We start from the raw sequence: 21,961 nt of genomic DNA, 5'->3' as shown, positions 1-21,961 counted from the left end.
GTCCCGAACGCCCCCGACCCCCGCGCGATCTCGCTGCCCACCGCCCGCTCCGACCGCGAGGCCCGCGCCGCCGAGTCCCGCGCGATCGAGGACGAGCGTCGCCGCACCGACCCGGACGGTCTCGGCCGCTCGGACGTCGACTGGCTCGGACGCGCGAAGCCCACCGCCACGCCGTCCGCCGACGATCCCGCATCGGTCGCGTCGGTGCCGCCGGCCCTGGCCGGGGGCCCCGCCGCGCAACCGCTCGGCGTCGAGGACGTCCTGCCCTCGACCGCCGAGCCGCCGAGCTTCACCGAGCTGCTCCGCCTGCACGACGACGTCGACGGTGCCCCGCAGGCCGACCGTCCGTTCGACTGGTCCGTCCTCGGTGACGAGACCGGCGAAGTGCAGACCGCGCTGACGCAGGACGCCTTCGACACGAACCTCGTCGCCGCGGGCTCCTGGGCCGCCGGCACGTCGGTCCCCGACGACGTCGACACCGACGGGCCCGTGCCCGACGTGCCCGACGACGACCCGGCCGGCGAGCGGACCACTCCGTCGGGCGGGTCGAGCTGGTCGCTGAGTGACGAGGCCGCCCGGACCGGTGAGGTCTTCCCGGGTGACGTGACGGACGAGGGGACCTCGGTCTTCCCGGTCGTGTCCGACCCCGTCCCGTCTCCCACCGCACCTGCCCCGGCCACGCCGGTCGAGCACGACCGCGACCTCGACGACGACCTGGACGACCCCGACGTCGGCACCATCGGCGGACCCGCTCCGACCGCCGCGTTCGCGCCCCGCTCGGCCGCCCCGGTACCGCCGCCGTCGGTCCTCCCGCCCGTGGTGCCACCGTCCGCCGCGACTGGGTGGTGGGCGGCGGAGGACGACGAGTCGCCGCGGGTGGTCCCCGCCGACGGCGTCCCGCCGTCGGTCCAGCCGGGGCCGCGATCCGCGTCCAGGCCACCGGTCCCGCCGACGCCCTGGACCGACCCCGTGTCGGGCGGCGACGGCGCCGACCGCACGGACCGGAGCGCCTCCGCCGGGTACGACGACCGGCGTGACCAGCACGACCGAGCGGGTCAGGACGACGCGCCTCGCCCGCTCGCGCCCGAGGACATCGACCAGTCCGAGTGGCAGGGCCGCGAGACGAGCGACACCGGCGTCATCAAGGACCTGTTCGGCACCGCGGCGATCGACCAGATCCGTGGTCTGCCCGAGGACACGAGCACGCGGATGATGCCCGCCGTCCCCGCGGCCCCCGGGAACAGCGCCCGCGGGGAGGACTCGGCCGGCGCAGCGGGCGCCGACCGGGACAACTTCATCAACGAGGGCTTCGCCCGCCTGCAGAGCGAGGGCAGGCGCGGGAAGCAGCTCCTGGTCTACGGGTCGATCGCGATCATCGTGGTGCTGCTCGTCGTGGTGTTCCTGCTCACCAGGTGGCTGCTCGGCAACACGATCGAGGACCACCCGGCAGCGCCGTCGAGCAGCCCGGCCGCCGCCGCTGCAGCGCATCCAGCGACGTCCGGCACGCTCCCGCCCGTCGGCTGACGCTCGCCCCGCCGCCGCCGCCGCCGCGTGCCGGACCGGGCTCGACCCGGGTCCGGACGGACGGGAGGCTCCACGTCAGAGCCGTCACCCAGGTGCGAGGGGTGAGGTGGGAGGGCCATGCCGACGCTCGCCTCGTACCTGACCGATCCCCGTCCCACCGTGCGCCTCCGTGCCGTGATGGCCGCCGGGACCACCCCCTCCGTCGACGAGCTCGACACCCTCGTCGCGCAGTGCGCCGTCGAGCCGGACCTCCAGGTGCGCGAGATGCTCACCTGGGCCCTGGTGCGCTTGCCGGCCGAGGTCGTCGTGCCGCGGCTGCTCCCCGAACTCGAGCGTCCGGAGGCGCAGGCGCGGAGCCAGGCGCTGCACACCCTGTCGAAGATCCGCGACGGCTCGGTGTACCGGCACGTCGCCGATCGGCTGTCCGACGTCGACCCGGGTGTCGCCCGGACCGCCTGGCGTGCCGCGGTGCTGCTCGCGCCCGAGTCCGAACGACCCGAGCTCGCGAAGACGCTCGCCGTGCAGCTCGGCCACGGGGACGCGGAGACCCGGTCGGCGTTGACCCGGGCGCTCGCCGGACTCGGGGCCGAGGTCGCGGGGCCGGTCCTCGCCGCCGCGGCGGACCACCGGAACGAGGCCGTCCGCGAGCACGCGTCCGAGACCTCCCGGCTGCTCGAGGACCCGGACGCGGGCTCGGCGCTGGCGCTCGCGCGGGCCCGCCGCGAGGTCGCCCTCGGCCGGACCCGGTCCGCGAAGGGCTGACGTCGGTGGCCCGGTCGGCGTCAGTGCGGTGCGTCGGGCGTCAGCCAGATGGCCGTCGCGGCCGCGGCCGGGAGGTCCAGGGGCGCCTCCGCCCCGCCGGCATCCCGACGCGTGACGGCCACGACGCCGGCGTAGTCCCGCACGCGTTCGACGCGTAGGTGCGTCCCGAGTCCGACCCCGAGCTCGTCGAAGTACCGCAGCAGCGCCGGGTCGTCGTCCGACACCCGACCGACGGTCCCGCAGACGCCGGGGTCGACCGTGCCGAGCAGGGCTCCGGGGGCGTCCGGCACGACGCCGGCCGCGCTCGGGATCGGGTCGCCGTGCGGGTCGTGCGTCGGGTGGCCGAGGTCGGCGTCCACCCGGTCGAGGAACGTCTCCGACACCGCGTGCTCGAGTGCCTCGGCCTCGGTGTGCACCTCGTCCCACGAGTACCCGAGCCGCTCGACCAGGAACGTCTCGATGAGGCGGTGCCGCCGGACCATCGCCACCGCCGCCTGCTGCCCGAGCGGGGTGAGCACGACACCGCGGTACGGGGTGTGCTCGATGAGGCCGTCACGGTCGAGCTTCCGGAGGTTCCCCGACACGGTCGACGCCGACACGTGCAGGGCTGCTGCGATGTCCCGCGTGGCCATGCCGCCGCTGCCGCGTTCACCCGCCTTCCAGACGAGCTTGACGTAATCCTCCGCCATCGTGCTGAGCGAGGGCAGGCGCATGCGCCAATGGTACGGCCGCTCCTGGTACAACCGGGAGGTGACCCCCGTCCAGCCTCCCGCCGTCCGCCGTCGTCGTCGCGGGTGGTGGCCGGTCCCGCCGTCGCTGCTGATCGGGCTCGCCCCGCTGGTCGTCTTCGCCTTTGTGAGCATCGTGCGGTCCCGGCCGAGCGACGACTACCCGGCGCTCGGCCGGACGGTCGACAGCGTGCTGTACGACCTCGTCGTCCCCGAGGCGGTCGTGGCGGGCATCCTGGCGGTGGTCGTCACGGCGCTCGGCTGGTGGCGGATCGCGACGGTCGACCCGGTACGCGGCGGGCCGCGGTGGACGGTCGTGGCGCCGCTCCTCGTCCTGGCGGTGTGCCTCGGCAGGCTCCCGCTCCTCGACTGGGGCGGGAAGGGCCTGCACTACTTCCTGCTCCTCGCGCTCGGGGTGCTGCTGGTCGGTGTCTTCGAGGAGCTGCTGACCCGCGGCGTGCTCCTCGTCGGCCTCCGACGCCGTCTGCCCGAGATCTGGGTGTGGGCGGTGTCCTGCGTGCTGTTCGGTCTGCTGCACTTCGTGAACGTCCTGTCGGGTGCCCCGGTGGCCACGACCGTCCTGCAGGTGGTGTTCGCCACCTCGTTCGGGTCGGTGCTCTACCTGGCCCGGCGCCTGACCGGCACCCTGCTCGCGCCGGTGCTGCTGCACGCCTTCTGGGACTTCGGTGCGATCGGTGTCAGCGCCTCCGCACCGGGGTCGGTGGACCTGCTGCTCGTCGGACTGCTCGGTCTCGTGACGATCGCGGTGCTGCTGCTCGGCGTCGTCGCCGGCGGGCTCGTCGCGTGGCGGGACGACCGGGGCCGGCGGCTGCGCCGCCGGTGGCGGGCGGTACCGCCCCTGGGGGCGGTTGCGGTGCGCGGTCCGGAGGTGGGTCTCCCGGCCGGAGCGGAGGCCCCGGGCAGCTGATCGGCCGCCCGGACTAGATCTCCACCTCGTACGGCTCCGTGTGCAGGAGCTCGTGCACGCCGGCGATGACCTCGCTCGGCCGGAACGGGTACTTGTCGATCTCGGCCTGGTCGCTGATCCCCGTCATGACGAGCACGGTGTGCAGGCCAGCCTCGATGCCGGCCTGCACGTCGGTGTCCATCCGGTCACCGATCATGCCGGTGTTCTCGGAGTGCGCGCCGATGCGGTTCATCGCCGAGCGGAACATCATCGGGTTCGGTTTGCCGACGACGTACGGCTGCTTGCCGGTCGCCTTCTCGATCATCGCCGCGATCGCGCCCGTCGCGGGCAGGACGCCCTCGGCGCTCGGGCCGGTGGCGTCGGGGTTCGTGACGATGAAGCGGGCGCCGTCGCGGATGAGGCGGACGGCCTTGGTGATCGCCTCGAACGAGTAGTTCCGGGTCTCGCCGACGACGACGTAGTCCGGTGCGGTCTCGGTCATGATGAACCCCGCTTCGTGCAGGGCGGTCGTCATGCCGGCCTCGCCGATCACGAACGCGGAGCCGCCCGGCATCTGCGACGCGCAGAAGTCAGCGGTGGCGAGGGCCGAGGTCCAGATCCGCTCCTCGGGGACGTGCAGCCCGGACTGGCGGAGTCGGGCGCTGAGGTCGCGCGGCGTGAAGATCGAGTTGTTCGTGAGGACGAGGAACTCGGTGCCCTGGTCCTGCCACTGGCGGATCAACTCCGGGGCGCCGGGGAGCGCCTGGTTCTCGTGGACGAGCACGCCGTCCATGTCGGTCAGCCAGCACTCGACCTCGTCGCGGGATGCCATGGGGTCAGCGTAGTGGGCCGAGCGGAGCCGAATCCCGACGTGCCCTAGGCTTTCACCGGTGCGTTCCCGTACGCGTACCGGAACGTCAGGAGGAAGCCCGTGCTCGTCGACCAGGACTCCCGCGCCACCCCGGACGGTCCCTCGGCAGCGCCCCGGCGTCGCCGCGGCCGTCCGAACGTGCTCTCGCGCGACCAGGTCGTCGACGCCGCCACCGTGATCGCGAACCAGGAGGGGCTCGACCGGCTGTCCTTCCGCGCACTCGGAGCGGCACTCGGCGTCGCCCCGATGACGGTCCACCGCACCATCGGCGGGCTCGACGACCTGCACGCCGAACTCGTCCGACGCACCGTCGACGAGTTCACCGCCACCTTCGTCTGGCCGGAGGACTGGCGCGCCGTGGTCCGGGTCTTCGCCACCACCTTCCGCGACCTGCTCATCCGGCACCCGCTCGTCCTCGAGTCGCACAGCAGCCGGGCGCCGCTCGCCTCGTCCGAGTCCGACGCCGTCGTCGCGACCGTCGTCGGGGCCCTCCGCTCCGCCGGGTTGTCCGACACGGAGGCGATGTACGCGTTCTTCGTCGTCTACGACTTCGTCGTCGGGCACACCGCCGTGCAGGTCGGGCGCGGCGACTCCGAGGCGGGGCGTCCGGAGCGGCACCGGCTGGTCGGGGAGGTCCTGGGCGAGCACTCGTACGAGGCACGGTTCGCCCTCGGGATCGACGTGCTCCTCGCGGGCATCGAGGCGCGCGTCGCCGGCTGAGCGGTGCGTCGCCGGTGGCGCGGCGGGCCCGGTGCTGCTGTCGTGATCGCACCGGAGGCGCGCGGTGCCGGTCGGGACGGGAGGCGCGGTGCACGCGCCGTACGCTGGTGACGTGACCCAGGGCCTCCCGTCCGGCGACCTGCCGGAGCCGTCTCCGGCGTTCCCGCCCACCCACGAGGCGACGACGCACGGCGTCGGACCGCACCCGCGGCCGTGGCCGGACGGGCCGCAGTACGACCCGGAACTGCTCGAGCACGGTGACACCCGCAACGTCGTCGACCGCTTCCGCTACTGGTCCATGGCGGCGATCGTCGCCGACCTCGACACCCGCCGGCACACCTTCGACGTGGCGATCGAGAACTGGCAGCACGACCTCAACATCGGGTCGATCGTCCGGAGCGCCAACGCCTTCCTGGCCGGGACCGTGCACATCATCGGGCGCCGCCGCTGGAACCGCCGCGGGGCGATGGTGACCGACCGGTACCAGCACGTCCGGCACCACGAGGACGTCGCCGCGTTCCTCCGGGTGATGCGGGACGAGGGACGGCCCGTCATCGCGATCGACAACACCCCGGGGGCCGACCGCATCGAGACCGCCGACGTGCCCGAGCGCTGCGTGTTCCTGTTCGGGCAAGAGGGGCCGGGGCTCACGGACGAGGCGGTCGCGGGCGCCGACGGGCACCTCGAGATCACCCAGTTCGGGTCGACGCGGAGCATCAATGCCTCGGCCGCGGCGGCGATCGTCATGCACAGCTGGGTCGTCCGGCACGCGGAGCTGCCGGGCTGAGCGGGCGGGCGGCCGGGCGGGACTCGCCGTGGCCGTTCCGTCGAGGTCGCGGAATTCGCGGATCTCGACGTGCGGGAGTGGCGAATTCCGGAACCTGGGCGGGCAGCGCGCGGCATGTCGTGGAACCTCGACAGGCCACGGGTCGGCGCGGCCCGGGGCTCGGCCGGGCGGGCCGGGGTCGCAGGACTCGCCGTGGCCGTTCCGCCGAGGTCGCAGAATCCGCGGATCTCGACGTGCGAGAGCGGTGGATACTGCGACCTCCGCGGGGTGCGCGCGGCAAGTCGTGCGACCTCGGCGGGCTGCGGGGAGGCGCCGGCAGAGCGGTCGGGCGGACCGCGGGTGGGGTGACGGCACCGAGCGGAGGCCCGGCGCCGTCACCCGCGCGGATCAGGCCCGGCGGCGGCGGATCGCGGTGACGGCGACGAGGGCGCCACCGAGGAGCATCGCGACCAGCGCGCCGACGCCCACGCCGAGACCGACGGGCGAGCCGGTGAACGCGAGCTGACCCGTGCCGTTCGAGCCCGAGCCCCAGCCCGAGCCGGTGCCGGGCGCGCCGGCGGCCGTGGTGCTCGTGCCGGACGGGGTCGTCGAACCCGGGGTCGTGGTGCCGTTCGGCGTCACGTCACCGGTCGGGGGCGCGGGTGCAGTCGGTGCAGGGGTGTTCGTCACCACGCCAGGGGTGACCGGTACGTTCGGCGTCGGCGTCGGCGTCGGCGTCGGCGTCGGGGTCGCGGGGGTGGTCGGCGTCGGCGTGCTCGGCGTCGGTGCCGGGGTCGCGGGGGTGCTCGGCGTCGGTGCCGGGGTCGGCGTGCCGGTCGGGACGGGAGCCGGGGGTGCGGCCGTCAGGCACTCCTCGGCCGACTTGCCGGAGAACGTCTTGTCGAAGGCGCGGTCACCGTCGCCGGACGTCACCGAGACGGACCAGGTGTGCTTGCTGGACGGGTCCAGCGAGAACGTCTTGTCGAACGCGCTCGGGCCGAAGGTCGAGGTGCCGTGGTCGGTGTCGTCGAGGACGACGTCGACCGTCGACTTCGCCGGGTAGTTCGCGAGTGCGACGTGCAGCTGCGTGCAGGACGCCGACACCTCGGGGGTGTGTGCCGAGGCGACTCCGGTCACCGCGACGGCTGCGATGCCGCCGGCGATGATCGAGGCCGCGGCACCGCCGATGGTGCGGGTGAGGATGCGTGCCATGTTCTGATCTCCAGGGATTCGGGTACTCCGAGGAGGGCCACCCGGGCAGGCGAGGCAGCATCGATCAGGACGCCGTGGGCAGGGACCCACGGCGAGGGCACGGGCAGGGCGACCAGTGCGTCCGACACGAGAGGGTGCTCGTGCCGCCGAGAAGATGCAGACGTCGGGTTGAACTCGGGTGTTCCGTCCACGTGACCCCTCGGGTAGGGGCCACGAGGAATCTTAGTTCCGCTCAGGTACCAGCGCGGTCAGGTTGTCCTGAAAGCGGCATCGGAGTGCGAGCCTCCGGCAGACGCCCCCGACCGCCCGCTCAGCGCGGGGCCGTCGTCCGACGGGCGACGAGTCGGGGCTCGACCAGGACCTCGGTGGGGGTCAGCCCCGGGTCCGCGATCCGTTCGAGCAGCCGCACCCCGGCACCGCGGCCGATGTCGATGCTGCGGTCGTCGATGCTCGTCAGGCCCACGTACCGCGAGGCTGCGATCGGGGTGTCGTCGTAGCCGATCACCGAGATGTCCTCGGGCACGCGCAGCCCACGGTCGGCGATCGCGGACATCGCGCCGAGCGCGGTCACGTCGTTCGCGGCGAACACCGCGGTCACCTCGGGGTGTTCGTCGAGGAGGCGGTGCGTACCGGTGAACCCGGTCTCCTCGGTGACGTCGGCTGCGAGGACCACCGCCACCCCGGTCACGTCGGACGATCCGGCGGCGTCGGACGACCCGGTCACGTCGGACGACCTGGTCGCGCCGTTCGACGCCGTCCCGCCGGCCCGCGTGCTCGCGGCGTCGATGGCCGCCCGCCAGCCCTCGAGTCGTGTGTCGCTTGCAGCCGAGCGCCCACCGACGAAGCCGAGCCGCACGTGCCCGAGGTCGATCAGGTGTTCCGCCGCCATCCGTCCGCCCGCGAGGTCGTCGTTCGCGACCGTGTCCGCTCGAGCGAGTGCTGCCCGACCGCCGGCGACGACGACGGGTGTGCTCGCCGGGATCGCGAGGTCGGTGTCCGGCTCCCCGGCGATGACGAGCCCCTCGACGCGCATGGACAGGAACCCCTCGACGGGGGAGACGTCGAGCCCGGTGTTGAGGAAGCGGTCGGCGACGACGAGGCGGTGCCCCTGGTCCTGCAGCGCCTCGCGCAGGCCGGTGAGCAGGTCGACGAACCACTGGTTCCGGAAGTCGTCGAGCACGACGCCGATCGTGCGGGACCGGGTGCCGGCGAGTGACACCGCAGCGGTCGACGGCCGGTAGTCCAGCTCCTGGATCGCCGCGAGGACAGCCGCTCGACGCTGCTCGCTCACCCGCGGGGACCGCTGCAGCACGAGGGACACGAGCGACTTCGACACCCCCGCACGAGCGGCGACGTCGTAGATCGTCGCGGGCTTGGTGTTCCCCATCGTCATCCTCGACCTCCGGCTGCGCACCCGCCGGGTGCGTCCACACGATCGTAGCGCTGTCGCGCTCCACGCCACCGAAGACGTGGGGCGTCGGACAGGCGACCGGGCGTCGGACGGGAGGCCCGGGGCGGCGCCGACCCGTGCCTCCGGCCGCCGCCCGGCCCGTGCCCCGCTACCCGATCAGGCTCGGCCGCAGGTCCCGCAACGTCCGCGTCCGCGTCTGCCGCGCGGTGACGAGGTACGACACCAGCAGCGCGCCGAGCAGCCAGCAGAGCAGGACCCCGGCGTCACTCCACGCCGTGGCGAGCGACCCGCCGTACATCGTCTGCCGGATCGCGTCGACCGAGTACGTCATCGGCAGCGCGAAGTGCAGCGCGGCGAGCGGCCCCGGCAGCGTCTGCCACGGGAACGTGCCGCCCGCGGTGACGAGTTGGATGAGCATGAGGACCAGCCCGAGGAACTGTCCCACCGAGCCGAGCAGCACGTTGAGCGTCATGATGATCGCCGCGAAGGTCGCCGATGCCAGGACCATGACGCCGACCGTCCCACCGGCGTGCACCACGTCGAGGTCGAGGGCGTACCGGACGATCAGGAAGAGCGCGGCCATCTGCACGACGCCGAGGAGCGCCGGGGTCAGCCAGCCGCCGAGGACGACGCGCACGGGGCGTCGGACGGCGGTGATGGCCCGCTTCGAGATCGGCTTGAGGATGAGGAACAGCGCGTACATGCCGATCCACGCGGCGAGCGAGATGAAGAACGGGGCGAGGCCGGCGCCGTAGTTCGAGGCCGCCGCGATGTTGTCGTCGCCGACCTTCACCGGGTCGGAGATCACGGACGCCTGCGCGTTCCGCGATGACGAGGTCGACGCGGGGATCTTCGTCCGCCCCTCGTCGAGCTGGGACGCGAGCTCGGACGAGCCGGACTCCAGCGAGTGCAGTCCGGTCGCGAGCGACTTCGCACCGTCGTCGGCCGAGGTCGCTCCGGTCGCGAGCTGCGACGCTCCCGAGGACAGCTGCGGGGCGGCGCCGGCCAGCTCGTGCGTCCCGGCGGCCACCTGCGCCGCGCCGCTCGACAGCGTCGATGCGCCGTCTGCGGCCGTGGCGATGCCCGACGACAGCTGTGGGGCGGCGTCAGCCAGCGCCGCGGCGCCGTCGGACACCTGGCGGGCTCCGGCGCTGAGGGTGTCGACCTGACCCGTGGTGACCCCGAGTTGCTGCTTCGCGTCGGCGCCTGCGCTGTTCGCGCGATCGACGGCCGAGGTGACGGTGGCGGTCAGCGCCTGCTGCTGCTCGGGGGTCAGGGTGACGCCCTCGGGCAGGTTCGCGGTGATGTCCTCGAGCACGGTGCCCGCGTCGAGGGGCTGGATCGCCTGCACCGCCGTGTTCGCCTCGTCGACGCGGGCCGCGAGTTCCGCGTTGCCGGCCGCGACCTGCGCGGCGCCGTCGGCGAGCTGGCGCGTCTGGTCCGGCAGGGCCGCGGTCTGCTGCTGCGCGTCACGGAGGCCTGTGGCCAGTGACGCCGCACCCGTCGCGACCCGCTGCGCGCCCGCGTCCAGCTGCGCGGTCTGCGACGGCAGCGCGGCGGTGCTCGACGCCAGGGTCCCGGCGCCGGTGGACAGCTGCGCCGTGCCGTCCTCGAGTGCGTCGGCTCCGTTCGCCGCCGTCGTCGCGCCGGAAGCGAGCTCGCCGGCACCGTCGACGGCGTCCCCGAGGCTGTCCCGCACGTCGGCGAGCCCGACGAGCAGCGTGGTGGCGGCCTCCTTGCCGACGCGTTCGGCGACGGCGGTCCGCATGGTCTTGCCGGCCTGCTCCGCGATGGTCGAGGCGAGGTACGAGTTCGTGTCCGCCGTGGTCATGACGAGTTCGGCGCGCTCGGGGTGGTCGGACTGCGCGGAGGCCAGCGACTCGGAGAAGTCGTGCGGGATCGTCACGACGAAGTCGTAGGTGCCGTTGCGCACGCCGGACCGGGCGTCGGCCGCGGTGGTCTCGGTCCAGTCGAAGTCGTGCCCGTCGACGGCCTCCTTCGCGACGTCCTTCCCGTAGTCGACGCGCTCGCCGTCGAGGGTGGCTCCGGCGTCCTGGTCGACGATCGCGGCCGGGATCTGGTCGAGCTTGGCGTACGGGTCGCGGTTCGCCCAGAGGTACGCGCCGCCGTACAGCAGCGGCACGCACATGAGGGCGATGAACGCCAGCCGCGCGAGCGGGGTCGCGGTGAGGCGCGCGAGTTCGGCGCGGATGAGGGCGGGGATGGTCACGAGCGGGTCTCCAGGGGAGCGGTTGCGTCGGTGGTGTCGGAGGTCTCGGTCGGGAGGCCCGGAGGGGCGTCCTCGGTCCGGGTCGCGTCCTCGGGACCCTCGGGGGTGGTGTCCGCCACGTCGTCGTGGTCGGTGGTCGTGTCGAGCAGGGCGGTCGCCGTCTCGGCCGCGGCCTTCGACGTGACGAGCACGACGGTCACTCCGCGGCGCGCGATGTCGCGCACGACGGCGAACCAGTCGGCGACCGCGCCGCCGTGCCGTTCTGGTGCGGTGATGACGAGTCCGGTCACGTCCGGCCGCAGGAGCGCGAGCTCGGCGAGGAGGCGCACGCGGGCATCGGTCGGCACCCGCTGCACGTGGGTGTCCGCCCAGCGCGTCACGTCGAGTTCGTCGAGCACGGTCGCGACGTCCGACCGCGAGGGCCGACGGTCCGCGAAGGCGAGTTCCTCGTGCACGATCTGCTTGAGGGTCATCACCGGGAAGGGCTCGGCGACGCCGGGGGTGTCGACGAGGGCGAACGTGCGTCGGACGGCCGCAGGGTCGTCGTGCCCGTCGAGGAGCACCTGTCCGGTGTCCGGCTTCATCCGACCGCCGGCGACGAGGGACGCGAGCACGGGTGCCTGTTCGGTCTCGACCGCGACGATGCCCGGGTGCCCGGGGGCGGCGACGGCACTGACGACCGGGAGCGCGGCCCCGGGGCCGGTGCCGATGCCGACGGCGGCGAGTGTGAGCGTCATGCGTGGTCCTCCGGGACGGGAGTGGGAGCGGGAGCGGGGAGTGCGAGGAGGGCGGTGCGCCAGTCGACGCCGGCCATGCCGAGGGCCGAGACCACGACCATGCGGCGGCCGGCGTCGTCGGAGGTGCCGGAGCGTGTGGCTTCGTCGAGGACGGCCAGGCAGGCGCCCTCGACCAGGCGGCCGAGCGCCGCGGCGTCGACGTCGTCGCGCAGGGTGCCGTCCGCGATGCCGAGTGCGCAGGCATCACGGACCTGGGCGCGCAGCGGCGCGAAGACGGCGGCGACCGTCTCGACGAGGGGACCGCGGACGGCGATGACGGCCATCGAGCGGACGTGCGAGACCTCGGTCCAGAGCGACACCGCGATCCTGGCGAGCCGGGAGGCCGGGGGCAGCTCCACGAGTTCGGCCCGGGTGGGCATCGCGGCCAGGATGCGCTCGGCTCCACCCGCGACGACCTCGCGGACGAGGTCGTCGCGCGAGGGGAAGTGTCCGTAGACCGCACGCCGTGAGAGCCCGGCGGCGCCCGCGATCGATTCGAGCGAGGCGTCCGGGTCGGCCTGCAGCACGGTCCGCGCGGCCTGCACGAGCGCGGCGCGGTTCTCCGTGGCGTCCCGTCGTGGCGCACGGGTCTGCCGTTCTGCGGTGGTCATGACGACAGCTTATTAACGTGCACACCGGTGTGCAACTTCGAACGGACACAGGTTCTGTCCCCTGAACTGCCGACTCCCTGTCCTGGGAAGGACCACATAGCTTCATCAGAACTTCACCCGAACGTCGGACTCACCAGGAGTGTGCTGCGTGCCACGAGCGACACCGCCCAACAACCCCTCCCGTCGGCATCGCGCACCGCGCCTGCTGACCTCGATCGTCGCGGTGACGGCCCTGGCCTGCGGCGGACTCGCCGTCGGCGGCGCCGCGTCCGCTGCACCCGCCGGCAGCGCCGCCGCCGGTCTCAAGCTGACCGAGCCGCTCCGCACCGCCTCGCCGGGCACGACCGTCAGCGCCTTCGTCCGGACGACGGGCGCCGGCGCACTCGAGGTCGACGCGCAGGCGAAGGGCGGGGACCTCTCCCGCTCGAAGGCCCCGTCGTCGGCAGCGAAGAGCCGCCTCGCCACGATCCGCTCGACCAACGCGAAGGTCCTCAGCGCGGTCAAGGGCGCGGACCGTGAGGCGGCCGAGCTCTACTCGACCGAGTACACGGTGCCCGGTGTCGCGGTCGTCGCCGACGCTGCCGCGTTCGCCGAGCTCGCGAAGCGCTCCGACGTGCTGAGCATCGCCCCGCTGCTGCCGAAGAAGGTCGTCGAGCCGGAGCGGAACGCCTCCGCCGACGCCGCGCCCTCGGGCGTCGACCCCGACCTGGCCCAGCCCGGTGCCGACGGGGTGGCGCCGAAGAACGCCGCGAGCGACCTGTACACCAAGGCCCACGACGCGTGGACCCAGACCGGGCACACCGGCGAGGGCGTGAACGTCGCCGTGATCGACACCGGCCTCGACTACACGCAGGCGGACTTCGGCGGCCCTGGCACCCGAGCCGCCTACCAGGAGGCCCTGGCCAGCACCGGCACCCCGGCCTCGAGCTGGTACGACCCGTCGAAGTACCTCGGCGGCCACGACTTCGCCGGCCCCACGTACAACGCGGACCCGCGCGACCCCGACACCTACGACCCGGTGCCCGCCCCGGACGCCAACCCCATCGACGGCAAGGGCGGCGACCATGGCACGCACGTCGCCGGCACCGCAGCCGGGTACGGCCTGAACGCCGACAAGACGACCTTCCGCGGTGACCACACGACGCTCACCCCGCAGCAGGTCCAGGACATGTGGGTCGGCCCGGGCAGCGCGCCCCAGGCCGGTCTCTACGCCCTCAAGGTGTTCGGCGACCAGGGCGGGTCCACCGACCTGACCGGTGCCGCCCTCGACTGGGTCGGGCAGTCCCTCACCGAGGGGCGGAGCATCGACGTCATCAACCTGTCGCTCGGCTCCGACTACGGCGCCGCCGACGACCCGGACAACGCGAAGATCGACGCGCTCACCGCCCGCGGTGTCCTGCCGGTGATCGCCGCCGGCAACGCCGAGGACTTCACCGACGTCGGTGGATCGCCGGGCAACGCCGCCGGGGCCCTCACGGTCGCCGCCGCGGCCACCGGACAGAGCCTGTTCGACGGTGTCGAGGCGACCGCCCCGGCGGACGTCGCGAAGACCTGGCGCGGCCAGTACTCGCAGGAGTTCCAGGGCGCGCTCCCGGTCGAGGGCGACGTCGTCGTCCCGACCACGAACATCGACGGCTGTGCGGCGTTCAGTGCCGACCAGGCCGCCGCGATCACGGGCAAGATCGTCTGGCTGAAGTGGACCGACGGTGCCCTCGAGTGCGGCTCGGGCGTCCGGTTCCGGAACGTCGAGGCCGCCGGCGGCATCGGCGTGCTCCTCGCCGGCACGGTGAACACCTTCGACTCGGGCATCGCCGGCAACACGACCATCCCGGGTGCCGAGCTGACCCGGGACAGCGTGGCGGGCCTCCAGGCCGCCGCCCGGGCGGGGACCCTGCACGTGCGTTTCGCCGACGAGCTCCGGGGCTTCGAGGTGGCGACCGACGCGGACACGGTCAACACCCTGGCGTCCTTCACCAGCCGCGGTGACCACGGTTCCTACGGCGACGTCGTCAAGCCGGACATCGCCGGCCCCGGCGTGAACGTCGTCTCGGCCGCGAACGGCACCGGCGACGGTCGACTCTCGATGAGCGGCACGTCGATGGCCACCCCGCACGTCGCGGGCGTCGCCGCCCTGGCGTTCGAGGCCCACCCGGGGTGGAGCGCACCGGAGGTCAAGGCCGCGCTCATGAACACGGCCACGCACGACGTGCGCCAGAGTGCGACCGACGGCCAGTCGGCGACCCTGCTCCGTCAGGGCACCGGCCGGGTCGACGCCCTCCAGGTGGTGCAGGACGGCACCACCGTCCGCAGCCAGGAGAACGGCCAGCTCGTCACCGCCTCCTTCGGCGTCGTCGAGGTCAGCGCAGCGACCACCGAGAAGCGCACGCTCCTGGTGCGCAACACCACGGCCGAGGCGCGCACCTACCGCGTCGCGTACGAGTCGCGCATCGCCCAGCCCGGCGTCGTGTTCGCGCTCAACGCCGACACGGTCACCGTCCCGGCCGGCGGGACCGCCACGGTCACGCTGACCATGACGATCGCCGACCCGACGCTCCTGCGGAAGGTCATCGACCCGACGCAGGCCGCGGTCGAGAGCGGCACGCAGCGCGAGTTCGTGCCGGCGGCCACCGGCCTGGTCACGTTCACCCCGGCCGCCGACGGTGTCACGCCGCTCCGACTCGGTGTGTACGCCGCCCCGGAGCCGGTCAGTGCCCTGCACGCGGACGACGTCGTGTTCGAGGGCAAGGCCCGCACCAGCACCATCACCTCCGAGGGTCGCGGTCTCTCCCAGGGCACCGGCGCGACCGGCTACCAGGCACTCGTCGCACCGTTCCAGCTCGGTGGCACCGACCCGAAGGAGTCGTTCCCGGACGGCACCGCGAAGCAGACCCTTGGCGGTGCGGACATCCGCGCCTTCGGGGCCAACTCGACGGCGCTCGGCCTGGCGGACCGGTCGAAGGGCCTCGTCTCGTTCGGTGTCCAGACCGACGGTGCCGACGCGAACCCCGGTGCCTCGAACAACGTCGAGGTGCTCATCGACACGAACCGTGACGGCGAGCCGGACTACCTGACGTACGACCGGAAGTCGGCGACCGTCGACGCGACCGTCGTGGAGACGATCGACCTGCACCAGGAGGACCCGGGGAAGCAGGTCGTCGACACGCGGCCCCTCGGCGGCGTCGCCGCCGGTGTGGACGTCAACACGTTCGACTCCGCGGTCAAGGTGCTCCCGGTGTCGCTCGCGGCCCTCGGGTACACGGCGAAGTCGACCTCGGCGGTGTTCGACTACGCGGTCGTGACCGAGTCGGCCTACTCGCCCACGCTGCCGACCGCTGCCTCCTCTGTCGTGGACGACACCAAGACGGTGACGTACAACGCCTTCCAGCCGGCGGTGTCCTTCACGGCGAACGGGGCGTCGAGCCTGACCTACCCGGACACGTCGATCAAGGTCGTCCGGGCGTCGGCGAGCTCGACCTCGGCGAAGGTCCTGCTCCTGCACCTGCACAACGCGCCGGGCGACCAGGCGGACGTGCTCAGCACGACCTCGGTGACCCCGAAGCTCGCGCTGGTGTCCGGCCGCGTCGCGGTGACGGGTTCGCTCAAGGTCGGGACCAACATGCGGTCGCACACCGGCACCTGGAACGCGGACGGCATCACGTTCACCTACCAGTGGCTGCGCGACGGCAAGAAGGTCGGCTCCACGGCGTCGACCTACAAGACGACGTCGAAGGACGTCGGGCACAAGCTGTCCGTCATCGTGACCGGGAAGAAGTCGGGGTACGAGAGCACCTCGATCACCTCGCCGCAGACCGGCACGATCACCAGGTAGCAGCAGTCGAGAGCGGGCGGTCCGGGGACGGGCCGCCCGCTCCGTCGTGTGCTGACCGTGCGGACGCTCTTCCGTCCGGGAGTGCGCCTAGGGGACACGTAGTTAGACGAACTAGGTAGTTCGTGGAAGAGTCGTGGTCATGCGAACGAACACCCTGGTGCAGCTCCGGCAGAACCCGATGGAGTGGCGTCGACGCGGCCTCACCCCGCCGGACGTCATCCGGGCGATGGTCGAGGAGCGCCTGTCCGAGCCCGGCCACACACAGCCGATCGGCGATCCCTCGTACGCGGACTTCTTCCGGGGCTGACGCTCCGGACGACCCTGACGGTCGCGCTGACCCCCGTGGTCGCGCCGACCCGACCACGGACACGACGGGAGGCCCGGTACCAACTGGTACCGGGCCTCCCGTCGTGTTCGGCGCCGACGGGCGCCGCTGTCGACGTGACCGGCTCAGTTGCCGATCTTGCCGTCGGCCGCGTTCTCGGCCTTGTCGATCTGGTCGCCGTGGCCACCGCCGGTCGCCTTGTCGGCCGCGCCGGCTGCCTTGTCGAGACCGGCGTCGGTCGCCTTCTCGCCCTTGTCGCTGTTCGCGAAGTCCTTGGCCTTGTCGCTGAGGTCGCTCATGGTGTTCCTTCCGTTCGTCGGATCACTGACCGGTCCACCGTGCTCCGGGGACCATCCGTCCGCGCTCAGGCGTCGGGACGTTCCTCGGCGGCCTCGCGCCCTCGGTCGGTCTCGGGCATGACGACCTGCGGGGCGCCCTCGACGCTCCCGATGCCGCCGTCGGTGAGGTCGTCGGCCTGCTGCGTGTCGAGCAGGCGGCTCATGTCGTCGATCGGGTCGCTCATGGGGTTCCTTCCGTTCCGTCCGTCGTGTCCGTCCAGGGTGCTCCCGACCGGGTCGGCCGTCCACAGCCACCTGTCGGACGGTGACGCGGAGATGACCAGCCGATAGACTCGGGTGGACCACCGGCCCGGACGGCCGTGTGCGGTCCTCCGCCAACGTGAGGAGAACCAGATGCCCGCAGCAGTCATCATCGGCGCCCAGTGGGGCGACGAGGGCAAGGGGAAGGCCACCGACCTCCTCGGCTCCCGCATCGACTACGTCGTGAAGTTCAACGGCGGCAACAACGCCGGTCACACGGTGGTCGTCGGCGGTGAGAAGTACGCGCTGCACCTGCTGCCCTCCGGCATCCTCACCCCGGGTGTCACCCCGGTCATCGGCAACGGCGTCGTCGTCGACCTCGAGGTCCTGTTCCAGGAGCTCGACGCACTCAAGGCCCGCGGGGTGGACGTGTCGAAGCTGCGCGTCTCCGCGAACGCCCACGTCATCACGCACTACCACCGCACCATCGACAAGGTGACGGAGCGCTTCCTCGGCAAGCGCCAGATCGGCACGACCGGTCGCGGCATCGGCCCGACCTACGCCGACAAGATCAACCGGGTCGGCATCCGCATCCAGGACATCTTCGACGAGAACATCCTGCGACAGAAGGTCGAGGCGGCCCTCGACCAGAAGAACCACCTGCTCGTCAAGGTCTTCAACCGCCGCGCCATCGACGCGGAAGAGGTCGTCGAGTCGCTGCTGTCCTTCGCCGACCGACTGCGTCCGATGGTCGCCGACACCGCGCTCGAGATCCACCGGGCGCTGGAGCGTGGCGAGACCGTCCTGTTCGAGGCCGGGCAGGCCACCATGCTCGACGTCGACCACGGCACGTACCCGTTCGTCACCTCGTCGTCCGCCACGGCCGGCGGTGCCGCGACCGGTTCGGGCATCGGCCCCGGCAAGCTCGAGCGCATCATCGGCATCGTCAAGGCGTACACCACCCGTGTCGGCGCCGGCCCCTTCCCGACCGAGCTGTTCGACGAGTCGGGGGAGTTCCTCCGTGCGAACGGGTTCGAGTTCGGCACGACGACCGGGCGACCGCGCCGCTGCGGGTGGTACGACGCCCCGATCGCGCGGTACACGGCACGCATCAACGGCGTGACCGACTTCGTCCTCACGAAGCTCGACGTCCTGACCGGCCTCGAGACCATCCCGGTCTGCGTCGCGTACGAGGTCGACGGGGAGCGCGTGGACGAGGTGCCCGTGTCGCAGTCGGACTTCCACCACGCGAAGCCGATCTACGAGGAGTTCCCCGGCTGGTCCGAGGACATCACCGGTGCCCGCTCGTTCGAGGACCTGCCGAAGAACGCGCAGGACTACGTGCTCGCGGTCGAGGCGATGTCCGGCGCCCGGATCTCGGCCATCGGTGTCGGCCCCGGTCGTGACGCGATCGTCGTCCGCCACGACCTGCTCGGCCAGGGCTGAGCGTGCGGATCCTCTTCGTCTGCAGCGGCAACATCTGTCGCTCCCCGTTGGGCGCGCAGGTGCTGCAGGCCCGGCTCGGTCCGGCCGCCTCGGCACACGTCGTCGAGTCGGCGGGCACCATCGCCGACGACGGCGCGGTCATGGACGGTGCGGCGGCGGCGCAGTCGCAGCGCCTCGGCGGTTCCACCGAGGCGCACCGGTCCCGCTACCTGACCGAGCAGATCGCCGCGTCCGCCGACCTCGTGCTGACGGCCGAGCGCTCGCACCGTGCCGCGGTCGTGCAGCTCGCCCCGCGGGCGGCGAAGCGGGCGTTCACGATCAAGCAGTTCGCGCGGGTGCTCGACGGCCTCGAGCCGGGGGACCTCGCCGACGTGCACACGCCCGAAGCCCTCGTCGAGCGGGTCGCACGCCTGCGTGGTGCCGTCCCGCCGCCGGCGGATCCGGCCGACGACGACGTCGACGACCCCTACCGCCGGTCAGAGTCCACGCACGTGCGGGTCGCCGACGAGATCGACGCGGCGCTCGTGTCGATCGCCGACGCTGTCCGCGCCGTCTCCTGAGGTCGGATCGTCCGGAACGCGAGTACCCCGATCCGCCGTTCTGTACCCCGATCGGCTGTGGTGGAGGCCCGGAGTTCCGGGGATCGCGGATGAACATCCGGGGCTGAACCCGTGAATCGACGGGCTCCGCTGTCGATCGGCGGGCTCGGTGTCGTAGCGTTCAGGTACCGCAGCACGTACCCCGAACACGACAGGAGAGCGCGATGAGCACGACCATCAACCGGACCGCCACCGGGACCGACGTCACCCTCGACACCGACACCGTCGACATCGTCGCCGTCCTCGAGGCCGAGGCCGCCACCAGCGCCCGTGCCGCTCGGGCGAAGCTCACCTGGACGCTCGAGGGCGACGACGAGTGGATCGCCAACTACGGCGGCTACTTCGGCGGCACCGTCGACAAGCGCGACGGCCGCTACGTTGCCTCGGACACCTTCGGCCTGGTCGTCGGCGACTTCGCCTCGCTCGAGGAGGCCGAGACGGCCCTCGCCGGCCACCTGCACGTCATGCTCCCGTCGGTCATTCGTCCGGTCGCGTAGCGCGTCCAGTTCCACTGACGACGCCCCGCTGGCTCAGGCCGGCGGGGCGTCGTCGCGTGCGGGGCGGAGTCACTCCGGCAGGCGGTAGCTCCCGACCGTGATCGCGTGCGCGCCCTGCCCCGCGAGGACCCGTACCACCGCGTCGGCGCGGGCGCGGTTCGGTACCGAGTCCTTCGCGGCCCAGGCGGCGAGCGCCGACTGCAGCTCGTGGTCGTTCGTCACGACGCTCGTGGTGACGGTGCCGCTGCGGTCCTCCGCCTGCACGAAGGCCGTTGCCGACGGCGACGAGTAGTAGACGCACGTGTCGAACCACGTGCGGGAGACCCCGGTCTGCTCGTCCACGAACCGGGCGAGCCGTCGTGCCTGCTGCCGGACCTGGAACGCCGGTGACGCGCCCTTCGCCGTGACGTGGACCCGCCACCAGTTCTCGGCCTCCTGCTCGGCGTTGAGCACGGTCCGGCTCTGCACCTGGACGGCGAACGGTGGGACGAGGGACGACTCGTCGACCAGGTTGCGGAAGGCCGGGTGCACTTCGCTCGGACGACGTCCGTCGAACACGATGCCGCCCCAGCGCTTGCTCTCGATCACCAGCCCCCGCCCGGAGTCCGAGACGAGCACGTGGTCGGCCTGCGCGACGAACTTCCGCCACGATCCCTGTTCGGTCTCACCGACGGGCACGAACACGACGTTGGTCATGAGCACGCCGTTGACGCCCGCTGCCCGGCACGCACGGAGGATCGCCTGCTCCGAGGCCTCCTCCCACTTCATGCCCCGCCGCAGGAGCGCGCGGCTCTCCTCGGCCTCGGAGACGGCGTCACGGCGGCGGGCCTCCGCGGCCTCGACCTGTGCGGCCCGGTCCGCCTCGATCCGCGCCGTGGCGTCCCGGTGCTCCGCATCACGGTGCGCGAGCTCCGCGGCGCGCGTCCGTTCGGCGGCCTCGAGCTCGGAACGGGACGAGGTCTGGTGTCGCCGCAGCAGGACCACCAGGACGACCACCACGACGGCGAGCCCCCCGGCGACCAACCACGGCACGAGGTCGCTGGTCATGGGACAACCACACCACGCCGACCGGCCTGGAGGCGCGTCCTGCGTCGGCGCGTCCTCCGCACCTCCGCCGTCGTCACGGAGAGCGTCGGCGGGATCGCGTCAGCGAACGTCGACGGCGAACCGGTCCGTGGTCTCGAGCAGGGCGTCGAGGATCCCCGGCTCGTCGAACGCGTGCCCGGCGTCGTCGACCATGCGGAACTCGGCCGACGGCAGGGCCCGGTGCAGGTCCCATGCGGTGACGGCCGGCGTGCACATGTCGTAGCGCCCCTGCACGATGACGGTCGGGATGCCCTGGAGTCGGGGAGCGTCGCGGATCAGCTGCCCGTCGTCGAACCAGCCGCCGTGTGTGAAGTAGTGGTTCTCGATGCGTGCGAACGCCAGCGCGGTCGTCGGGTCCGCGTACCGGGCGACGAGGTCGGGGCGGGGCAGGAGCGTGATCGACGCGGCCTCCCAGCTCGCCCAGGCGACCGCGGCCGGACCGAGCACGGCGGGGTCCGGGTCGGCCAGCAGCCGCTCGTACGCGCGCACGAGTCCGCCGGGCTGGCGCTCCTCGACCGGGACGGGAGCGAGGTACTGCTCCCACAGGTCGGGGAGGACGTTCGCGGCACCGCCCTCGTAGAACCAGTCGATCTCGCTCGTCCGCAGCGTGAAGATCCCCCGGATGACGAGTTCGGTGACCCGCTCCGGGTGCGTCTCCGCGTACGCGAGTGCGAGGGCCGACCCCCAGGAGCCGCCGAACACCTGCCACGCGTCGATCGCCAGGTGCTCGCGCAACCGTTCGATGTCCTCGACGAGGGTCCACGTCGTGTTCGCGGACAGGTCGGTCGCCGGATCGCCGGCATGCGGGAGGCTCCGGCCGCAGTTCCGCTGGTCGAACAGCACGATCCGGTAGCGGGCGGGGTCGAACAGGCGACGGTGGTCGGGTGAGCAGCCGGCGCCGGGCCCGCCGTGCAGGAACACGACGGGCTTGCCGTCCGGTGAGCCGCACTCCTCCCAGTAGATTTGATGGCCGTCGCCGACGTCGAGCAGGCCGGAGCGGTTCGGTTCGAGCGGTGGGTACAGCTGGCGCACGGGGGCCTCTCGGACGACGGGGCAGGACGGGGTGGGTGGGGCGCTGCCACCGTACCGAGGCGTCGCGGAACCGGCGACCACGACACCTCG

Annotated in this window: 20 protein-coding genes and 1 pseudogene; 10 read left to right on the top strand and 11 right to left on the bottom strand. The window is 72.7% G+C overall.

The window, feature by feature from the left end:
- A pseudogene (locus DEI83_RS16095) lies at nucleotides 1-1,524 on the top strand (hypothetical protein); the annotation flags it as partial.
- Between the two features lie 117 nt (nucleotides 1,525-1,641).
- Nucleotides 1,642-2,286: a HEAT repeat domain-containing protein gene (locus DEI83_RS15455; RefSeq protein ID WP_111082826.1), complete on the top strand. Its 645-nt coding sequence runs from the start codon at nucleotides 1,642-1,644 to the stop codon at nucleotides 2,284-2,286.
- Between the two features lie 20 nt (nucleotides 2,287-2,306).
- Here DEI83_RS15455 and DEI83_RS15450 read toward each other — a convergent pair whose 3' ends face one another.
- Complete coding sequence (locus DEI83_RS15450; RefSeq protein WP_111082825.1) at nucleotides 2,307-2,999, bottom strand: metal-dependent transcriptional regulator; 693 nt, start codon at nucleotides 2,997-2,999, stop codon at nucleotides 2,307-2,309.
- Here DEI83_RS15450 and DEI83_RS15445 point away from each other — a divergent pair.
- Nucleotides 2,998-3,942, top strand: a complete 945-nt coding sequence (locus DEI83_RS15445) for a CPBP family intramembrane glutamic endopeptidase (RefSeq protein ID WP_111082824.1) — start codon at nucleotides 2,998-3,000, stop codon at nucleotides 3,940-3,942. The two genes, DEI83_RS15450 and DEI83_RS15445, sit on opposite strands and share 2 nt — an antisense overlap.
- A 13-nt stretch (nucleotides 3,943-3,955) precedes the next feature.
- Here the strand turns inward: DEI83_RS15445 and DEI83_RS15440 are convergent, their stop codons facing one another.
- Entirely contained in the window at nucleotides 3,956-4,753 is a 798-nt protein-coding gene (locus tag DEI83_RS15440; RefSeq protein ID WP_111082823.1) for an HAD-IIA family hydrolase, read from the bottom strand.
- 99 nt (nucleotides 4,754-4,852) lie between these two features.
- Here DEI83_RS15440 and DEI83_RS15435 point away from each other — a divergent pair, with 99 nt between their 5' ends.
- Nucleotides 4,853-5,512: a TetR/AcrR family transcriptional regulator gene (locus tag DEI83_RS15435; protein ID WP_111082822.1), complete on the top strand. Its 660-nt coding sequence runs from the start codon at nucleotides 4,853-4,855 to the stop codon at nucleotides 5,510-5,512.
- 112 nt (nucleotides 5,513-5,624) lie between these two features.
- On the top strand, nucleotides 5,625-6,299 hold the full coding sequence (locus DEI83_RS15430) for a TrmH family RNA methyltransferase (protein ID WP_375334676.1): 675 nt from the start codon (nucleotides 5,625-5,627) through the stop codon (nucleotides 6,297-6,299).
- Between the two features lie 387 nt (nucleotides 6,300-6,686).
- Here DEI83_RS15430 and DEI83_RS16090 read toward each other — a convergent pair whose 3' ends face one another.
- From DEI83_RS16090 to DEI83_RS15405, 5 genes are all read right to left on the bottom strand, one after another.
- The gene (locus DEI83_RS16090) at nucleotides 6,687-7,490 is read right to left on the bottom strand and encodes a hypothetical protein (protein WP_111082821.1); all 804 of its coding nucleotides are present in this window, start codon (nucleotides 7,488-7,490) and stop codon (nucleotides 6,687-6,689) included.
- 310 nt (nucleotides 7,491-7,800) lie between these two features.
- Nucleotides 7,801-8,877, bottom strand: a complete 1,077-nt coding sequence (locus tag DEI83_RS15420) for a LacI family DNA-binding transcriptional regulator (protein WP_111082827.1) — start codon at nucleotides 8,875-8,877, stop codon at nucleotides 7,801-7,803.
- A gap of 172 nt (nucleotides 8,878-9,049) precedes the next feature.
- Entirely contained in the window at nucleotides 9,050-11,131 is a 2,082-nt protein-coding gene (locus DEI83_RS15415; RefSeq protein ID WP_111082820.1) for a YhgE/Pip domain-containing protein, read from the bottom strand.
- Nucleotides 11,128-11,868: a hypothetical protein gene (locus DEI83_RS15410; protein ID WP_111082819.1), complete on the bottom strand. Its 741-nt coding sequence runs from the start codon at nucleotides 11,866-11,868 to the stop codon at nucleotides 11,128-11,130. Before DEI83_RS15410 ends, DEI83_RS15415 begins: the two co-directional genes overlap by 4 nt.
- The gene (locus tag DEI83_RS15405; protein WP_111082818.1) at nucleotides 11,865-12,518 is read right to left on the bottom strand and encodes a TetR/AcrR family transcriptional regulator; all 654 of its coding nucleotides are present in this window, start codon (nucleotides 12,516-12,518) and stop codon (nucleotides 11,865-11,867) included. Before DEI83_RS15405 ends, DEI83_RS15410 begins: the two co-directional genes overlap by 4 nt.
- A 148-nt stretch (nucleotides 12,519-12,666) precedes the next feature.
- On the opposite strand from DEI83_RS15405, the gene DEI83_RS15400 reads away from it, so the two are divergent.
- Both DEI83_RS15400 and DEI83_RS16085 read left to right on the top strand, forming a co-directional pair.
- The gene (locus tag DEI83_RS15400; protein ID WP_181431271.1) at nucleotides 12,667-16,347 is read left to right on the top strand and encodes a S8 family serine peptidase; all 3,681 of its coding nucleotides are present in this window, start codon (nucleotides 12,667-12,669) and stop codon (nucleotides 16,345-16,347) included.
- A 139-nt stretch (nucleotides 16,348-16,486) separates the two neighbouring features.
- Nucleotides 16,487-16,654 (top strand): hypothetical protein, encoded by a 168-nt coding sequence (locus DEI83_RS16085; protein WP_181431270.1) that lies wholly within the window; start codon nucleotides 16,487-16,489, stop codon nucleotides 16,652-16,654.
- 143 nt (nucleotides 16,655-16,797) lie between these two features.
- On the opposite strand, the gene DEI83_RS15395 is transcribed toward DEI83_RS16085, so the two are convergent.
- Together DEI83_RS15395 and DEI83_RS16080 are read right to left on the bottom strand one after the other, a co-directional pair.
- Nucleotides 16,798-16,971: an Rv0909 family putative TA system antitoxin gene (locus DEI83_RS15395; protein ID WP_111051011.1), complete on the bottom strand. Its 174-nt coding sequence runs from the start codon at nucleotides 16,969-16,971 to the stop codon at nucleotides 16,798-16,800.
- A 65-nt stretch (nucleotides 16,972-17,036) separates the two neighbouring features.
- Nucleotides 17,037-17,195, bottom strand: a complete 159-nt coding sequence (locus tag DEI83_RS16080) for a hypothetical protein (RefSeq protein ID WP_181431269.1) — start codon at nucleotides 17,193-17,195, stop codon at nucleotides 17,037-17,039.
- 169 nt (nucleotides 17,196-17,364) lie between these two features.
- Here DEI83_RS16080 and DEI83_RS15390 point away from each other — a divergent pair, with 169 nt between their 5' ends.
- The 3 genes from DEI83_RS15390 to DEI83_RS15380 all read left to right on the top strand — a co-directional run bounded on the left by DEI83_RS15390 (nucleotide 17,365) and on the right by DEI83_RS15380 (nucleotide 19,753).
- A complete protein-coding gene (locus DEI83_RS15390; RefSeq protein ID WP_111082816.1) occupies nucleotides 17,365-18,657 on the top strand; it encodes an adenylosuccinate synthase in 1,293 nt (430 codons plus the stop codon).
- 2 nt (nucleotides 18,658-18,659) lie between these two features.
- Nucleotides 18,660-19,217 carry a low molecular weight phosphatase family protein gene (locus tag DEI83_RS15385; RefSeq protein WP_181431268.1) on the top strand — a complete coding sequence of 186 codons (558 nt, stop codon included), beginning with the start codon at nucleotides 18,660-18,662 and terminating at the stop codon, nucleotides 19,215-19,217.
- Between the two features lie 203 nt (nucleotides 19,218-19,420).
- A complete protein-coding gene (locus tag DEI83_RS15380; RefSeq protein WP_111082814.1) occupies nucleotides 19,421-19,753 on the top strand; it encodes a hypothetical protein in 333 nt (110 codons plus the stop codon).
- A 69-nt stretch (nucleotides 19,754-19,822) separates the two neighbouring features.
- Here DEI83_RS15380 and DEI83_RS15375 read toward each other — a convergent pair whose 3' ends face one another.
- The gene (locus DEI83_RS15375) at nucleotides 19,823-20,800 is read right to left on the bottom strand and encodes a hypothetical protein (protein ID WP_111082813.1); all 978 of its coding nucleotides are present in this window, start codon (nucleotides 20,798-20,800) and stop codon (nucleotides 19,823-19,825) included.
- Nucleotides 20,801-20,899: 99 nt separating this feature from the next.
- Entirely contained in the window at nucleotides 20,900-21,871 is a 972-nt protein-coding gene (gene pip / locus DEI83_RS15370) for a prolyl aminopeptidase (protein ID WP_111082812.1), read from the bottom strand.
- Nucleotides 21,872-21,961: the final 90 nt, after the last annotated feature.

Origin of the sequence: Curtobacterium sp. MCBD17_021, from assembly GCF_003234525.1 — a bacterium.
In the GTDB taxonomy this organism is placed as follows: Bacteria; Actinomycetota; Actinomycetes; order Actinomycetales; family Microbacteriaceae; genus Curtobacterium.
This window is presented reverse-complemented; position numbering and strand designations above follow the sequence as displayed.

What these genes read in the sequence shown, in the direction of transcription:
- DEI83_RS15455 (WP_111082826.1), top strand. Translation starts at nt 1,642, where the DNA reads ATGCCGACGCTCGCCTCGTACCTGACCGATCCCCGTCCCACCGTGCGC.
- DEI83_RS15445 (WP_111082824.1), top strand. Translation starts at nt 2,998, where the DNA reads ATGCGCCAATGGTACGGCCGCTCCTGGTACAACCGGGAGGTGACCCCC.
- DEI83_RS15450 (WP_111082825.1), bottom strand. Translation starts at nt 2,999, where the DNA reads ATGCGCCTGCCCTCGCTCAGCACGATGGCGGAGGATTACGTCAAGCTC.
- DEI83_RS15440 (WP_111082823.1), bottom strand. Translation starts at nt 4,753, where the DNA reads ATGGCATCCCGCGACGAGGTCGAGTGCTGGCTGACCGACATGGACGGC.
- DEI83_RS16090 (WP_111082821.1), bottom strand. Translation starts at nt 7,490, where the DNA reads ATGGCACGCATCCTCACCCGCACCATCGGCGGTGCCGCGGCCTCGATC.
- DEI83_RS15420 (WP_111082827.1), bottom strand. Translation starts at nt 8,877, where the DNA reads ATGGGGAACACCAAGCCCGCGACGATCTACGACGTCGCCGCTCGTGCG.
- DEI83_RS15410 (WP_111082819.1), bottom strand. Translation starts at nt 11,868, where the DNA reads ATGACGCTCACACTCGCCGCCGTCGGCATCGGCACCGGCCCCGGGGCC.
- DEI83_RS15405 (WP_111082818.1), bottom strand. Translation starts at nt 12,518, where the DNA reads ATGACCACCGCAGAACGGCAGACCCGTGCGCCACGACGGGACGCCACG.
- DEI83_RS16085 (WP_181431270.1), top strand. Translation starts at nt 16,487, where the DNA reads ATGCGAACGAACACCCTGGTGCAGCTCCGGCAGAACCCGATGGAGTGG.
- DEI83_RS15395 (WP_111051011.1), bottom strand. Translation starts at nt 16,971, where the DNA reads ATGAGCGACCTCAGCGACAAGGCCAAGGACTTCGCGAACAGCGACAAG.
- DEI83_RS16080 (WP_181431269.1), bottom strand. Translation starts at nt 17,195, where the DNA reads ATGAGCGACCCGATCGACGACATGAGCCGCCTGCTCGACACGCAGCAG.
- DEI83_RS15390 (WP_111082816.1), top strand. Translation starts at nt 17,365, where the DNA reads ATGCCCGCAGCAGTCATCATCGGCGCCCAGTGGGGCGACGAGGGCAAG.
- DEI83_RS15380 (WP_111082814.1), top strand. Translation starts at nt 19,421, where the DNA reads ATGAGCACGACCATCAACCGGACCGCCACCGGGACCGACGTCACCCTC.
- DEI83_RS15375 (WP_111082813.1), bottom strand. Translation starts at nt 20,800, where the DNA reads ATGACCAGCGACCTCGTGCCGTGGTTGGTCGCCGGGGGGCTCGCCGTC.